We start from the raw sequence: 15,110 nt of genomic DNA on the forward strand, positions 1-15,110 counted from the left end.
TTCCAGGAGCCGCCCATGTCCCGCAGCACCTCGCAGGCGATCACCGCGCGGCGGACCGCGTGCCTCGGTGAAGTCGCCCGGGGCATCGAGCAGTTCCTCGGACCCCGGCGCGAGAGCTGCCCCTGGTGCGGTTCGGGCCGGCTGCGCACCCGGGTACGCACGCCCGACCTGCTGCGGCACCGGCCCGGACACTTCACCGTCGACGGCTGCCGGGACTGCGGGCACGCCTTCCAGAACCCGCCGCTCTCCACCGAGGGGCTCGCCTTCCACCACCGCGACCTGGCCGAAAGCCCCCTGGAGGCCGGGGAGTCGGCGCCCTGGCCGGGGCTCGCGCGGGTCACCCGGCGGCGGCACCGGGCCGCCGCGCGGGCGATGCTGCCGTACGGCGAACCGGAGAGCTGGCTGGACGTCGGCACCGGGTACGGGCACTTCCCGGCGGCGGCGCGGGAGTTCTTCCCGTACACCTCCTTCGACGGCCTGGACACCACGGGCCGGGTGGAGTGGGCGCGGGCCGAGGGGCGGGTGGAGGAGGGGCACCGCGGGCACCTCACCGACCCGCACGTCGTCGCGCGGCTGCGGGCCCGCTACGACGTGGTGAGCATGCTGCACCATCTGCCGCGGGTGCCGGGCCCGCGCGCCGAGCTGCGCGCCGCGCTCGCCGTGCTGCGGCCGGGCGGCCGGCTGCTGCTCGAACTCCCGGACCCCGGCTGCCTGTTCGCCCGGCTGCTGGGGCGCTGGTGGGTTCCCTACGACCAGCCGCGGCAACTGCATCTGCCGACGGTGCGCAATCTGACGGCGGAACTCGCGGCGCGCGGCTGCGAGGTCCTCGCGGTGGACCGGACCTGGTCGCACGTGCCCGGCGATCTGACGGCGGCGCTGACCCTGGCCCTGTCCCGGGCGGCCCCGGCGCCGGACACCCCGTGGCGGCCGGCACCGCCGTCGCCGCCGGCCCGCACGGTCCGCAGGGCGGTGCTGGGGGCGGGGGCCCCGCTGGTCGCGGTGGGGGCGGCGGTCGACCACGCGCTGGCGCCCGCGCTGCGGCACACCCGCTTTGCCAACACCTTCCGCATCGTGGCGCAACGCCCTTGAGGGTCGTGTCGTCCTAGAGAGGGGATGCGGACGTACTGCCGGAGACGCACGGATATGATCCGGTTTCATGGCAGATGCCCGAGTCAATGTGGGGACCGACGACCGTACGGTTCCCTCACCCCGTCCGGCCTCCCGGCCCCGCCGCCCGGTCCCCCGGCTGCGGTTCCGTCCCGTCTCCCGGCTCCGTACGGCGTGGGGGCGCGGGGGTCCGTGGGGTCTCGGCTCGGAGCGGCGGGCGGCGCTCGCACGGCGGGCCGCCGCGTTCGCCGTCTGGTACGTGCGGCTCGTCGCGTGCGTCAACCTGCTCAGCGCCGTCTGGGTCTCCCTCGGCCAGGACGTACGGCGCCACAACCACGCCGACCTGTTCACGCCGTACCTGCTGACGGCGGGTTTCGCCTCCGGGGTCCTTGCCCTGTTCCTCGCCGTCACCCTGCGCCGCCGCAAGCGGGCCGCGTGGATCCTCAACCTGGCGCTCGCCGGGCCCTTCCTGGTGCTGCTCGGCCTCGCCATGACCTCCCCGGGGGTTCGTCGTTCCCCGCAGAACTGGGTCTCCCTGGTCCTCACCGCCGTCTTCGTCGGCGCGCTGCTCGCCGGCCGGCGCGAGTTCTACGCCAAGGGGGACCGGTCCAACCCCCGGCTCGCCGCGGTCGTCGCCGGTGTCGGGCTGCTCGGCAGCTCGCTGCTGGCCGCGCTGCTCGTGACGGTCACCAACCGGGCACCGGACGCGGCCCGTTCGACGTTCTGGGAGCGCTGGCACTACGGCACCCTGCGGCTGATCTCGGTCGCCGCCGACACCGCCCGCTTCCCCGGCATCCTGACGCCCAACTGGGTCAACGTCGCCGTCAACGTGCTCAGTACGGCGCTCATCCTGGCCGTCGTGCACGCCGCGTTCCGCGCCCGCCGTGCCGTCGACCCGCTCACCGCCGAGGACGAGCGGCGGCTGCGCGCGCTGCTGGAGCGGCACGGCGAGCGGGACTCGCTCGGGTACTTCGCGCTGCGCCGGGAGAAGAGCGTGCTGTGGTCGCCGACCGGGAAGGCCGCGGTGGCCTACCGGGTCGTCGGCGGGGTCTCCCTCGCCTCCGGCGATCCGCTCGGGGACCCGGAGGCGTGGCCGGGCGCCATCGTGCCCTGGCTCGCCGAGGCCCGGGCGCACGGCTGGACCCCCGCGGTGATGGGCGCGGGCGAGGAGGCCGGCACGGTGTACGCGCGGCACGGCCTGGACGCCCTCGAACTGGGCGACGAGGCGCTGGTGGAGACCGCCGAGTTCACCCTGGAGGGCCGCGCGATGCGCACCGTCCGCCAGGCGCACAACCGGGTGCGGCGGGCGGGCCACCGGGTGCGGATCCGCCGCCACGAGGAGATTCCGGCCGACGAGATGGCGTATCTGCTGCACCGCGCCGACGACTGGCGCGACGGCGCCACCGAGCGCGGCTTCAGCATGGCGCTGGGGCGGCTCGGCGACCCGGAGGACGGGCGGTGCGTGATGGTCGAGTGCACCGACGCCGACGGGCGGCTGCGGGCGCTGCTGTCGTTCGTGCCGTGGGGGCCGCGCGGGCTCTCCCTCGACCTGATGCGGCGGGGGCGGGACTGCGACAACGGGCTGATCGAGTTCATGGTGATCGAGCTGCTGCGGGCCGCCCCCGGGCTGGGGATCGCGCAGGTCTCGCTCAACTTCGCGATGTTCCGCTCGGTCTTCGAACGCGGGGCCCGGCTGGGTGCCGGGCCGGTGCTGCGGCTGTGGCGGTCGCTGCTGAGCTTCTTCTCCCGCTGGTGGCAGATCGAGTCGCTGTACCGCGCCAACGCGAAGTACCGGCCCATCTGGGAGCCGCGGTTCGTGCTCTTCGAGAAGAGCTCCGACCTGCCGCGCATCGCGGTCGCGGCGGCTCGCGCGGAGGGGTTCCTGGAGGCTCCGGGGCTGCCGAAGTGGCTGCACAGACGGCATCTGGCGTCCCGGCGCTGAACCGGCCCGATGCCGACCGGGGGCGCTGAGCCCGTTTCAACGGCGGGGGCCGAGGGTGGGCGGTGGCGGGTCCGGCGGGGTCGGGGCGCCGGCGATCCAGTCCTGGAGCCGGCGGCGGGGGCCGTTCCAGCGCCGGTCGTGGCGGTAGGCGCGCAGCCGGGCGCGGGCCCGGGCGCGCGGGCGGCGGCGGTAGAAGCGGGTGGCCCAGAACGAGCCGGGGCGGGCCAGCCGGACCGCTCCGACGAGCGCGATCAGCGGCACGATCACTCCGAACAGCGCGAGCCGCGCCTTGCCCTTGCTCAGGGCGAGCAGCGAGAACGCGAAGTTGACGGCGACGCTGACGATGACCCCGCCGCGGTCCCGCAACTCCTGGCCCGTCATGTCGTTGACGCCGAACGGCAGGAACCCGGCGAGGACCAGCCCGACCAGGGCCGCCGTGACCACCACGACCTCCACGCTCTGCCGTCCGGCCTCGGTCCAGTAGACGTCGTCCAGATGCAGGATCAGCGCGAACTCGTCGAGCACCAGCCCCGCGCCGACGCCGAACACCACCGCGAAGGTGCCGGAACCGAAGCCGTGCCTGCCGCTCGCGACGGCGCCGAAGCCGCCGAGGACGGTGAGGACGACGCCGGGCACCACGTGATGGATGTGCGTCCCGCCCGCGGTGACGTTGCCGAAGGGGCCCTTGCCGGCCCGGATCATGCGGGTGACGACGCGGGTGAGCAGGAAGGTCAGGACGAAGGCGGCGAGCGCGAGCAGCAGGGGCTGCTTCCCCGGCTCGACGATGTTGCGGACCCACCAGTGTCCCATATGCGCACTTTATTCACTTCGTGGGCTCGCGGCCCGGCGACGGTACGGCGGCCGTGCGGGGCCGTACGGCCTGTCGGCGTCTCGCGACCGCCCGGTAACCTGCGCCGGTGTCCACGACCCCGCGCTCGACCGGCCTCCGCTTCGCCTTCGGCACCCTCACGGTGTTCCCCGTCCACGTCACCCGGTGGGACAGGGAGGCCGCGCGGGCTGGGATGCTCTGCGCGCCCCTCGCCGGGCTGGCCGTCGGCGCGGCGGCCGGGTTGCTCGGGGCACTGCTGGTCCAGATGGGCGCGGGTGCCCTGCTCGCCGCGGTGGCCGCCGTCGCCGTACCGGCCGCGCTGACGCGGGGCCTGCACCTGGACGGGCTCGCCGACACCGCGGACGGGCTCGGCAGCGGCAAGCCCGCCGCGGCGGCGCTGGACATCATGAAGCGGTCCGACATCGGACCGTTCGGCGTGCTCACCCTGCTGCTGGTGCTGCTCGGTCAGGTCGCCGCGCTCGCCCAGGCGTACGGCGCCTCGTGGCAGCGGGGGCTGGTCGCGGCGGCGGTGTCGGCGGCGGCGGCCCGGCTCGCGCTCACCCTGGCCGCACGGCGGGGGGTGCCCGCGGCCCGCCCGGAGGGGCTGGGCGCGGCGGTGGCGGGGACGGTGCCGCGGGATGCGGCGCTGTGGGTGGCCGCCGCCACGACCATCCTGGCCGTCGCGGTCGGGGCCGCGCTGGGCGGGACGTACGACGCCGTCCGTACGGGGCTGGCGGTGCCGCTCGCCGTCGGGGCCGCCGAGCCGCTGCTGCGGCACTGCGTGCGGCGGTTCGGCGGGGTGACGGGGGACGTCTTCGGGGCGCTCGCGGAGACGGCGGGGACGGCGGCGCTGGTGGTGCTGTCGCTGGGGTGACTTCCCGGTTCCCGGCCCGGCTCAGCAGGCCTTGCGCCAGGCGTCCAGGGCGTAGTGCTTGCGCAGGGAGCTCAGCCTCAGCTTCCGGGACCGCGCGCAGAAGTCGTCGGTCGACAGCTCGTACTCGACGTGGAAGACCGCCTTGCCGGCCGCGATGAACGGCTTGAGCTTGTCGCACTCGTCGTACTGGGCGCACTGCTCGTTGACCGCGAAGTCGAAGTCGCCGACGAGGCGGGGGATCTGGTCGAGGTCGTTCTTCAGGCCGACGGCCATGCCGCGCTCGTGGGCCAGCCTGGCGATCAGGCGGTTGTAGCGGAGCTGGTCGGTGGCGGTGAGGTCGAAGCCGGTGCGGTTCCTGTAGCCGTCCATGTTGTCGGGTTCGACGGCGTCGAAGCCCTTCTTGGCGCACATGTCGAGGCGGGCGGACATGAGGGGTTCGAGGAGGTCGGTGCGGCGGATGTCGAGCCAGCGTTCGCCCTTCCAGCCGTTGCCGCGGCCGAGGACGGACTTGGGGAACTCGTCCGCGTCCGGGCGGAAGTCCTCCCAGGCGCCGGTGGAGAGGTAGCAGATCACCTTGCGGTGGGCGTGGTGGAGGGTGGCGACGGTGGAGGTGGGGTGGTCGAAGCCGTCGATGTCGTAGACGGGGGCGTCGACGGTGGTGTCGAGGTGGCCGCTGAGCTGCCACTGCCAGGGAGTGGCGGGGGCGGGGTGCCAGACGGCTCCGCCGGTGTCCTTGTCCGTGTCGTTGCCGTTGGCGTTGTCGTGCGCGGGGGCGCAGGCGGTGAGGAGGGTGAGGAGAAGCGCGAGCAGCACGGGCCGCGAACCCGGACGAATCATGATCCCCAAACCTACCGGTTGGGGGAACCGAAGGGTTTTCCGCCCCCGCCGCCCTTACCCTCCCCGTCCTTGACAAGGGGCTCCGCCCCTTGGACCCCGGAGAGCTCGGGTGGGTGGGGTTGAGTGGGGAGTGCGGGTGGGTGGGAACTGCGCACGGGGTCCAAGGGGCGGAGCCCCTTGAAGGGACGGGAAGGGCGGTAGGGGCGGCGGGGGCGAAACCCTCTTGGGGCGAGACCGGCGCGTAGGCTGCGGCGTGGCACATGACCGGGCCGGTCGGGGCCAGTGCGCACCGCGGATCTAGGGTCTACACCGGGCGGTCGACCCCATCCGTTCGGCCACAGAACACTTAAACGGAAGCGAGAATTCACCACCGTGACTGCTCTCACTCTCAGCACCGCCACCGCGTCCGGCCTCCGCGCCGACGCGTTCGTGGTCGGTGTCGCGAAGGGCACCGGAGGCCCGGTCGTCGCACCGGGCGCCGAAGCCGTCGACACGGCGTACGACGGCACACTCGCCACCGTGCTCGAGACCCTCGGCGCCACCGGCGCCGAGGGCGAGGTGACGAAGCTGCCGGCCCCCGCCGGCTTCAAGGCCCCCGTCGTCGTGGCCGTCGGCCTGGGCCCCGAGCCCGAGCAGGACGCGTCGTACTCCGCGGAGACCCTCCGCCGCGCCGCCGGCACCGCCGCCCGCGCGCTCGCCGGCTCCCGCAAGGCCGCCTTCGCGCTCCCCCTCACCGACGCCGCCGACCTCGGTGCCGTCGCCGAGGGCGTGCTGCTCGGCGCGTACGCCTTCGACGCGTACAAGGAGACGGGCCGGGGCGGGAAGAACGCCAAGAACGGCAAGGCCCCCCTCGCGGAGGCCACCCTGCTCGGCGGCAAGTCCCGCGACAAGGCCCACAAGGCCGCGCTCGCCCGGGCCACCGCCGTCGCCGAGGAGCTCAACCGCGCCCGCGACCTCGTCAACACCCCGCCGAACGACCTCACCCCGCAGGGGTTCGCCGCGCTCGCGCAGACCGCGGCCAAGGAGCACGGCCTCAAGATCCAGGTGCTCGACGAGAAGGCGCTCGCCAAGGGCGGTTACGGCGGCATCCTCGGCGTCGGCGTCGGCTCCGCCGTCCCGCCGCGTCTGGTGAAGCTGTCGTACACCCCCGCCAAGGGCGCCCGGTCGGCCAAGCACCTCGCCTTCGTCGGCAAGGGCATCACTTACGACTCGGGCGGCATCTCGCTCAAGCCGGCCGGCCACAACGAGACGATGAAGTGCGACATGGCCGGCGCCGCCGCCGTGTTCGCCGCCGTCGTCACGGCCGCGCGGCTCGGCCTCGACGTCAAGGTCACCGGCTGGCTGGCGCTCGCCGAGAACATGCCCTCCGGCTCCGCCACCCGCCCGGGTGATGTGCTGCGCATGTACAGCGGCAAGACGGTGGAGGTCCTCAACACCGACGCCGAGGGCCGGCTGGTGCTCGCCGACGCGCTGTGGGCGGCCTCCGAGGAGGAGCCGGACGCGATCGTCGACGTGGCCACGCTGACCGGCGCGATGATGCTGGCGCTGGGCAGCCGCACCTTTGGTGTCATGGCCAACGACGACGCCTTCCGCTCCGCGGTGCACGAGGCGGCCGAGGAGGTCGGCGAGCCGGCCTGGCCGATGCCGCTGCCGGAGCACCTGCGCAAGGCCGGGGACTCCCAGGTCGCCGACCTCTCGAACATGGGCGAGCGGATGGGCGGCGGTCTGTTCGCCGGTCTCTTCCTGCGCGAGTTCGTGGGCGAGGGCATCACCTGGGCGCACCTGGACATCGCCGGTCCCGCGTTCAACGAGGGCGCCCCGTTCGGCTACACCCCGAAGGGCGGCACGGGTACGGCCGTGCGCACGCTGGTCCGGCTCGCGGAGCTGACGGCGGCGGGCGACCTGGGCTGAGTCCCGCCCGCGCACGGAGGGGCCCGCCTCGTGCGGGCCCCTCCGTGCGCGGTCACACGTGAGGCCCCGGCTCGGTCACAAGTGAGCGTGGGGTGTCTCACACCCCAGCCCCGCGTCTCGTACCGCGGCGACAAGTGCGAAGATGGGGCACGGCAGGACAGGGCCCCATCCGAGGGCCGAAGAACGAGCGGCCGGACACCAGCCGTCAGCCGGTCACCGACGACCGGTGGCGCACATGCATGGAGGACGTGACGTGGCGAACGACGCCAGCACCGTTTTCGACCTAGTGATCCTCGGCGGTGGTAGCGGTGGTTACGCCGCGGCCCTGCGCGGGGCGCAGCTGGGCCTGGACGTCGCCCTGATCGAGAAGGACAAGGTCGGCGGTACCTGCCTGCACCGGGGTTGCATCCCCACCAAGGCCCTGCTGCACGCGGGCGAGATCGCCGACCAGGCCCGCGAGAGCGAGGCCGTCGGCGTCAAGGCGACCTTCGAGGGCATCGACATCGCGGGCGTCCACAAGTACAAGGACGGGGTCATCTCCGGCCTGTACAAGGGCCTGCAGGGCCTGGTCGCCTCCCGCAAGGTGACGTACATCGAGGGTGAGGGCCGGCTGTCCTCCCCGACCTCGGTGGATGTCAACGGACAGCGGATCCAGGGCCGGCACGTCCTGCTGGCGACCGGCTCCGTGCCGAAGTCGCTGCCGGGCCTGAACATCGACGGCGACCGGATCATCTCCTCCGACCACGCCCTCGTGCTGGACCGCGTGCCGAAGTCCGCAGTCATCCTGGGCGGCGGCGTCATCGGCGTCGAGTTCGCCTCCGCGTGGAAGTCCTTCGGCACCGACGTGACGATCGTCGAGGGTCTGAAGCACCTCGTCCCGGTCGAGGACGAGAACTCCTCCAAGCTGCTGGAGCGCGCCTTCCGCAAGCGCGGCATCAAGTTCAACCTGGGCACCTTCTTCCAGAAGGCGGAGTACACCCAGGACGGTGTCAAGGTCACCCTCGCCGACGGCAAGGAGTTCGAGGCCGAGGTCCTCCTCGTCGCCATCGGCCGCGGCCCGGTCTCGCAGGGCCTGGGCTACGAGGAGGCCGGGGTCGCCATGGACCGCGGCTACGTCCTCGTCGACGAGTACATGCGCACCAACGTGCCCACCATCTCCGCCGTCGGCGACCTGGTCCCGACCCTCCAGCTCGCGCACGTCGGCTTCGCCGAGGGCATCCTGGTGGCGGAGCGGCTGGCCGGTCTGAAGACCGTGCCGATCGACTACGACGGTGTCCCCCGGGTGACGTACTGCCACCCCGAGGTCGCCTCCGTGGGCATCACCGAGGCCAAGGCCAAGGAGATCTACGGTGCGGACAAGGTCGTCGCCCTGAAGTACAACCTGGCCGGCAACGGCCGGAGCAAGATCCTCCAGACCTCGGGCGAGATCAAGCTCGTCCAGGTCAAGGACGGTGCGGTGGTCGGCGTGCACATGGTGGGCGACCGCATGGGCGAGCAGGTCGGCGAGGCCCAGCTGATCTACAACTGGGAGGCGCTGCCGGCCGAGGTGGCCCAGCTCATCCACGCCCACCCGACGCAGAGCGAGGCGCTCGGCGAGGCCCACCTGGCCCTGGCCGGCAAGCCGCTGCACGCCCACGACTGACCACCCTCGGTCGACGACAACAGACTTCCGCACTTCCGTTAAGGAGCAACCGAAACCATGGCGGTTTCCGTAACCCTTCCGGCGCTCGGTGAGAGCGTCACCGAGGGCACTGTCACCCGCTGGCTGAAGGCCGAGGGCGAGCGCGTCGAGGCCGACGAGCCGCTGCTCGAGGTGTCGACCGACAAGGTCGACACCGAGATCCCCTCGCCGGCCGCCGGTGTGCTGTCCTCCATCAAGGTCGCCGAGGACGAGACGGTCGAGGTCGGCGCCGAGCTGGCCGTCATCGACGACGGCTCCGGCGCCCCGGCCGCGGCTCCCGCGCCCGCCGCCGAGCCCGAGCCGCAGCCCGAGCCCGCGCCCCAGCCCGCCGCGGCCGCGCCCTCCACCGAGCAGGCCGCGCCCGCCCCGGCGCCGTCCCCCGAGGCCGCCGCCGGCGGCGGTTCCGCCGAGGGCACCGACGTGGTGCTCCCGGCGCTCGGCGAGTCGGTCACCGAGGGCACGGTGACCCGCTGGCTGAAGGAGGTCGGCGAGTCCGTCGAGGCCGACGAGCCGCTGCTCGAGGTCTCCACGGACAAGGTCGACACCGAGATCCCGGCGCCCGCCTCCGGCGTGCTGCTCGAGATCGTGGTCGGCGAGGACGAGACGGCCGAGGTCGGCGCGAAGCTGGCCGTCATCGGTCAGCCGGGTGCCGCCCCGGCGGCGGCGCCGGCCGCCCCCGCCGCCCCGGCCCAGCCCGAGCCCACCCCGGCGCCCGCGCCGGCCCCGGCCCCGGCTCCCGCCCCGGCTCCGCAGGCCGCCGCCCCGGCGCCCGCCCCGCAGGCGCCGACCACGCCGGCCCCGCAGGTCCAGGAGACCCCGGCCCCCGCGCCGGCCCCGGCCGCCCCGGCTCCGGCTCCCGCCCCGGCCCCGGCTCCGGCCGCGACCGCCGGTGGCGACGGCGCCTACGTGACCCCGCTGGTGCGCAAGCTCGCCGCCGAGAACGGCGTCGACCTGGGCTCCGTCAAGGGCACCGGCGTCGGCGGCCGGATCCGCAAGCAGGACGTGCTCGCCGCCGCCGAGGCCGCGAAGGCCGCCGCCCCGGCGCCGGCCGCCGCTGCCGCCCCGTCGACGGCGAAGAAGGCCCCGAAGCTCGAGGTCTCCCCGCTGCGCGGCCAGACCGTGAAGATGCCGCGGATCCGCAAGGTCATCGGCGACAACATGGTCAAGGCCCTGCACGAGCAGGCCCAGCTGTCCTCGGTGGTCGAGGTCGACGTCACCCGGCTGATGCGGCTGCGCGCCCAGGCGAAGGACTCCTTCGTGGCGCGCGAGGGCGTCAAGCTCTCCCCGATGCCGTTCTTCGTCAAGGCGGCGGCCCAGGCGCTGAAGGCCCACCCGGTCATCAACGCCAAGATCAACGAGGCCGAGGGGACCATCACCTACTTCGACTCCGAGAGCATCGGGATCGCGGTGGACTCCGAGAAGGGCCTGATGACCCCGGTCATCAAGCACGCGGGCGACCTCAACATCGCCGGTATCGCCAAGGCCACCGCCGAGCTCGCGGGCAAGGTCCGGGCCAACAAGATCACCCCGGACGAGCTGTCCGGCGCGACCTTCACCATCTCCAACACCGGCTCGCGCGGCGCGCTGTTCGACACGATCATCGTGCCGCCGGGTCAGGTCGCCATCCTCGGCATCGGCGCCACGGTCAAGCGCCCGGCCGTCATCGAGACGGAGGAGGGTACGGTCATCGGCGTCCGCGACATGACGTACCTGACGCTGTCCTACGACCACCGTCTGGTGGACGGCGCCGACGCGGCCCGTTACCTGACCGCGGTCAAGGCGATCCTGGAGGCGGGCGAGTTCGAGGTCGAGCTGGGCCTTTGATCCTCAACGCCTGATCGGTGCACACGGTGCCCCCGCCCGGAACACTCCGGGCGGGGGCACCGTCGTTGTCGGCGCCGTCCGGGCCGCCGTGCGGGTCGTTGCATCCGGCAACGGCGTGTGCGTCTCGTCTCACCTGCGGGTGAGCGCCCCCGTGCGCCCTTCCGCGCGGCGCGTACGGCCTTATTGTCTAAACGTCAAACGCCCCGGGGGCCCGACGGTCCTGTCCGGGCCGTCCAGCAACCTACGGAGCCCTCATGACCGCGCCCGTCGTCCACTCGCTGCGCGAACAGATCCGCGAGCACATCGTGGAGGGGATCGTCAGCGGGCGCTGGAAGCCGGGCGAGCGGATCGTGGAGCGGCGGATCGCCACGGAGCTGGAGGTCAGCCAGACTCCCGTGCGGGAGGCGCTGCGGGAGCTGGAGTCGCTGCGGCTGATCGAGTCCGCGCCGAACAAGGGCGTCCGGGTGCGGAACCTGACGGCGGCGGACCTGGAGGAGAGCTACCCCGTACGGGCCGGCCTGGAGGCGATCGCCGCGGAGCTGGCGGCGGAGCGGCTGGCGCTGGACTGCTCCGCGCTCGAACCCCACGTGGCCGCGCTGTACGCGGCCGACCGGATGGCCGACGGCACGGGGCAGGTGCGGCACACGGTCGGCTTCCACCGGGAGCTGGTGCGGGCGGCCGGTAACTCGGTGCTGCTGCACACGTGGGAGGGGCTGGGCATCGAGGTGTTCACGGCACTGTCGATACGGTGGCTGGGGACGGTGCAGCAGTCGTACGCGGAGGAACACGAGGAGCTGGTCGCGGCGTTCCGTCGTCGTGACCCGAGGATCGCGGACCTGGTCAAGTCCCACGTATTGGGCTGCGCACCGCGCGCGTAGGGGTTCGTCGTCGGCCGCGGGCCGTGGGGGCCATTCGCGCAGTTCCCCGCGCCCCTATAAAGCTGGGGGCGCCCCCGGCTTTTAGGGGCGCGGGACTGTGTCGATATGCGGCTCCGCCGCGCGGGCGCGACCAGCCACGACGCAGCCGCACCCGCCAACGAACCCCACCCCCCGAGCTCTCCCGCGCGCCCGGGGTCGACGAGGGGCACCCCCTGTCACCTGCGCAAACCCCCGGAGGGAACCGTCACCCCGTGCCACCGTCGGAGACACCCCGTGCCGACTTTCTCGGAATCAAGATGTTTTGCCCCTCAACCCTTTGATCGATCATCGATCAGGGAGTTACAGTCACCGTTGGGCCGCGCGGCGAAACCGCATGGTGTCACAGCACCGAAGCCCACCGCCCTGTCCTGCCAAAGACCAAGGGCACACCCGAACCCTTACCGATGAGGGAACCCCCTTCGACTGAGGAAGGCGGCGACATGACCGACCCCAACGCCATCCAGCCGAGCGCGCTCGACCAGCTCCCGGACCGGGACCCGGAGGAGACCGCCGAATGGCAGGCCTCCCTGGACGCGGTCGCGGAGGCGGCCGGCCCGCACCGTGCGGCCTATCTGATGCGTCGCACCCTGGAGCGCGCCGAGGGAGCCGGCGTCTCGCTGCCGCAGCTCCTCGAGACGGACTACGTCAACACCATCCCCACCGCCGCCGAGCCCGCCGTGGAAGGCGACGAGGCGCTGGAGCAGCGCATCACCGCGTGGAACCGCTGGAACGCGGCCGCGATGGTGACCCGCGGCAGCAAGTACGGCGTCGGTGGCCACATCGCCACCTTCGCCTCGGCCGCCTGGCTGTACGAGACCGGCTTCAACCACTTCTTCCACGGCAAGGAGGGCGACGGCTCCGGCGACCAGCTGTACATCCAGGGCCACGCCTCCCCCGGCATCTACGCCCGCGCCTTCCTGGACGGGCGGCTCAGCGAGACGCAGCTGGACAACTTCCGCCGCGAGGCCGGCGGCAACGGTCTGCCCTCGTACCCGCACCCGCGCCGACTGCCCTGGCTGTGGGAGTTCCCCACCGTCTCCATGGGCCTCGGCCCGATCTCCGCGATCTATCAGGCGCGGTTCAACCGCTATCTGACCAGCCGCGGCATCAAGGACCTGAGCAACTCCCACGTCTGGGCGTTCCTCGGCGACGGCGAGATGGACGAGCCGGAGTCCACCACCGCGCTCACCCTCGCCTCCCGCGAGGGCCTGGACAACCTGACCTTCGTCATCAACTGCAACCTGCAGCGGCTCGACGGTCCGGTGCGCGCCAACTTCAAGATCGTGCAGGAGCTGGAGTCCCTCTTCCGGGGCGCCGGCTGGAACGTGGTCAAGACCCTGTGGGGCACCGCCTGGGACGAGCTGTTCCGGCTGGACACCACGGGCGCGCTGGTCCGCCGGCTCCGCGAGGTACCGGACGCGCAGGTGCAGACGTACCAGACGCGCGACGCCGCCTACATCCGCGAGGACTTCTTCGGCAAGGACCCGGCGCTCGTCGAGATGGCGAAGCTGCTGAGCGACGACAAGATCATCGAGTGCTTCCAGTTCTCGCGCGGCGGCCACGAGGCCCGCAAGGTCTACGCCGCCTACCGGGCGGCCCTCGCGCACAAGGGCGCGCCGACGGTGATCCTCGCCCAGACCGTCAAGGGCCACACCCTCGGTGACGGCTTCGCGTCGAAGAACGCCAACCACCAGATGAAGAAGCTGACGGTCGAGCAGTTCAAGGACATGCGCGACCGTCTGGACCTGCCGATCTCGGACGCGCAGTTCGTCGACGGCGTGGTCCCCTACGGCCACCCCGGCGCCGACGCCCCCGAGGTCCGCTACCTCCAGGAGCGCCGCGCGGCCCTCGGTGGCCCGGCCCCCTCCCGCCGGGTGCACCCGGTCGGGCCGCTGCCGATGCCCGCCGACAAGGCGTTCACCGCCTTCGACAAGGGCTCCGGCTCACAGTCCGTCGCCACGACGATGGCCTTCGTCCGCCTGGTCAAGGACCTCGTCCGCGACAAGGAGACCGGCAGGCGCTGGGTGCCGATCGTCCCCGACGAGGCGCGCACCTTCGGCATGGAGTCGCTCTTCCCGTCCCTGGGCATCTACTCGCCCAAGGGCCAGACGTACGAGCCGGTCGACCGCGACCAGCTCATGTACTACAAGGAAGCGAAGAACGGCCAGATCTTCAACGAGGGGATCACCGAGGCCGGCGCCATGGCCGAGTTCATCGCCGCCTCGACGTCGTACGCGACGCACGGCGAGACGATGATCCCGTTCTACATCTACTACTCGATGTTCGGCTGGCAGCGCACCGGCGACCAGATGTGGCAGCTCGGCGACCAGCTCGGCCGCGGCTTCCTCGTCGGCGCCACGGCCGGCCGGACGACGCTGACGGGCGAGGGCCTGCAGCACGCCGACGGCCACTCGCCGGCGATCGCCGCGACCAACCCGGCGGCACTGACGTACGACCCGGCGTTCGCCTACGAGCTCGGCGTCATCGTCAAGGACGGTATGCGCCGGATGTTCGGCGAGGCGGCGCCGGGTGAGGACCCGAACGTCTTCTACTACCTCACCGTCTACAACGAGCCGCTGCCGCAGCCCGCGAAGCCGGCGACGCCCGGCATCGACGAGGGCATCGTCAAGGGCCTGTACCGCTTCAACACGGCGGAGTCGGCCGGGCTGACCACGGTGGCGAACGCCCCGCGCATCCAGCTGCTCGGCTCGGGCACGGCGATCCACTGGACGCTGAAGGCGCAGCGGCTGCTCGCCGAGGAGTGGGGTGTCGCGGCGGACGTGTGGTCCGCGACGTCCTGGACCGAGCTGCGGCGCGACGCGATGGAGGCGGACGCGGCGCTGCTGCGGGGCGAGGAGCGGGTGCCGTTCGTGCGGCGGGCGCTGCACGGGGCGCAGGGTCCCGTGCTGGCCGTCTCCGACTACATGCGGCAGGTTCCCGACCAGATCGCTCAGTGGGTCGAGCAGGACTGGGCGTCGCTGGGCGCGGACGGGTTCGGCCTCTCCGACACGCGTGAGGCCGCGCGCCGCCACTTCGGCGTCGACGCGGAGTCGATCGTCGTCGCGGCGCTGGCGCACCTCGCCCGCCGGGGCGAGGTCAAGGCCACGGCGGTGAAGGAAGCGCGGGAGCGGTACGGGTTGTAATTCGGCGGAGGGTGGGGGCGGCCGGGGGCGGTTTCCTTCGCCCCC

General features: G+C 72.9%; 10 protein-coding genes. 8 read left to right on the forward strand and 2 right to left on the reverse strand.

The window, feature by feature from the left end; all coding sequences use genetic code 11:
- Positions 1 to 15: 15 nt before the first annotated feature.
- Both OIE12_RS09010 and OIE12_RS09015 read left to right on the forward strand, forming a co-directional pair.
- On the forward strand, positions 16 to 1,089 hold the full coding sequence (locus tag OIE12_RS09010) for a class I SAM-dependent methyltransferase (RefSeq protein WP_329133542.1): 1,074 nt from the start codon (positions 16 to 18) through the stop codon (positions 1,087 to 1,089).
- A gap of 67 nt (positions 1,090 to 1,156) precedes the next feature.
- Entirely contained in the window at positions 1,157 to 3,049 is a 1,893-nt protein-coding gene (locus OIE12_RS09015; protein ID WP_329133544.1) for a phosphatidylglycerol lysyltransferase domain-containing protein, read from the forward strand.
- 36 nt (positions 3,050 to 3,085) lie between these two features.
- On the opposite strand, the gene OIE12_RS09020 is transcribed toward OIE12_RS09015, so the two are convergent.
- Complete coding sequence (locus OIE12_RS09020; protein WP_329133546.1) at positions 3,086 to 3,859, reverse strand: hypothetical protein; 774 nt, start codon at positions 3,857 to 3,859, stop codon at positions 3,086 to 3,088.
- A gap of 107 nt (positions 3,860 to 3,966) precedes the next feature.
- Between OIE12_RS09020 and OIE12_RS09025 the strand changes: the two genes are divergently transcribed.
- Complete coding sequence (locus OIE12_RS09025) at positions 3,967 to 4,752, forward strand: adenosylcobinamide-GDP ribazoletransferase (RefSeq protein WP_329133548.1); 786 nt, start codon at positions 3,967 to 3,969, stop codon at positions 4,750 to 4,752.
- Positions 4,753 to 4,773: 21 nt separating this feature from the next.
- Here OIE12_RS09025 and OIE12_RS09030 read toward each other — a convergent pair whose 3' ends face one another.
- Positions 4,774 to 5,589 carry an endo alpha-1,4 polygalactosaminidase gene (locus OIE12_RS09030; RefSeq protein WP_329133550.1) on the reverse strand — a complete coding sequence of 272 codons (816 nt, stop codon included), beginning with the start codon at positions 5,587 to 5,589 and terminating at the stop codon, positions 4,774 to 4,776.
- A 372-nt stretch (positions 5,590 to 5,961) separates the two neighbouring features.
- Here OIE12_RS09030 and OIE12_RS09035 point away from each other — a divergent pair, with 372 nt between their 5' ends.
- The 5 genes from OIE12_RS09035 (at position 5,962) to aceE (ending at position 15,065) form a co-directional block, all read left to right on the forward strand.
- Positions 5,962 to 7,500, forward strand: coding sequence for a leucyl aminopeptidase (locus tag OIE12_RS09035; protein ID WP_329133552.1), 1,539 nt, complete (start codon positions 5,962 to 5,964; stop codon positions 7,498 to 7,500).
- A gap of 253 nt (positions 7,501 to 7,753) precedes the next feature.
- Complete coding sequence (gene lpdA, locus OIE12_RS09040) at positions 7,754 to 9,142, forward strand: dihydrolipoyl dehydrogenase (RefSeq protein WP_329133554.1); 1,389 nt, start codon at positions 7,754 to 7,756, stop codon at positions 9,140 to 9,142.
- 57 nt (positions 9,143 to 9,199) lie between these two features.
- Positions 9,200 to 11,005 (forward strand): 2-oxoglutarate dehydrogenase, E2 component, dihydrolipoamide succinyltransferase, encoded by a 1,806-nt coding sequence (gene sucB, locus OIE12_RS09045; protein WP_329133556.1) that lies wholly within the window; start codon positions 9,200 to 9,202, stop codon positions 11,003 to 11,005.
- 254 nt (positions 11,006 to 11,259) lie between these two features.
- The gene (locus tag OIE12_RS09050) at positions 11,260 to 11,883 is read left to right on the forward strand and encodes a GntR family transcriptional regulator (RefSeq protein ID WP_329133558.1); all 624 of its coding nucleotides are present in this window, start codon (positions 11,260 to 11,262) and stop codon (positions 11,881 to 11,883) included.
- 479 nt (positions 11,884 to 12,362) lie between these two features.
- Entirely contained in the window at positions 12,363 to 15,065 is a 2,703-nt protein-coding gene (gene aceE, locus OIE12_RS09055; protein ID WP_329133560.1) for a pyruvate dehydrogenase (acetyl-transferring), homodimeric type, read from the forward strand.
- The last annotated feature ends 45 nt before the right edge of the window (positions 15,066 to 15,110 follow it).

The organism is Streptomyces sp. NBC_00670 (assembly GCF_036226765.1).
Classification (GTDB): domain Bacteria; phylum Actinomycetota; class Actinomycetes; order Streptomycetales; family Streptomycetaceae; genus Streptomyces.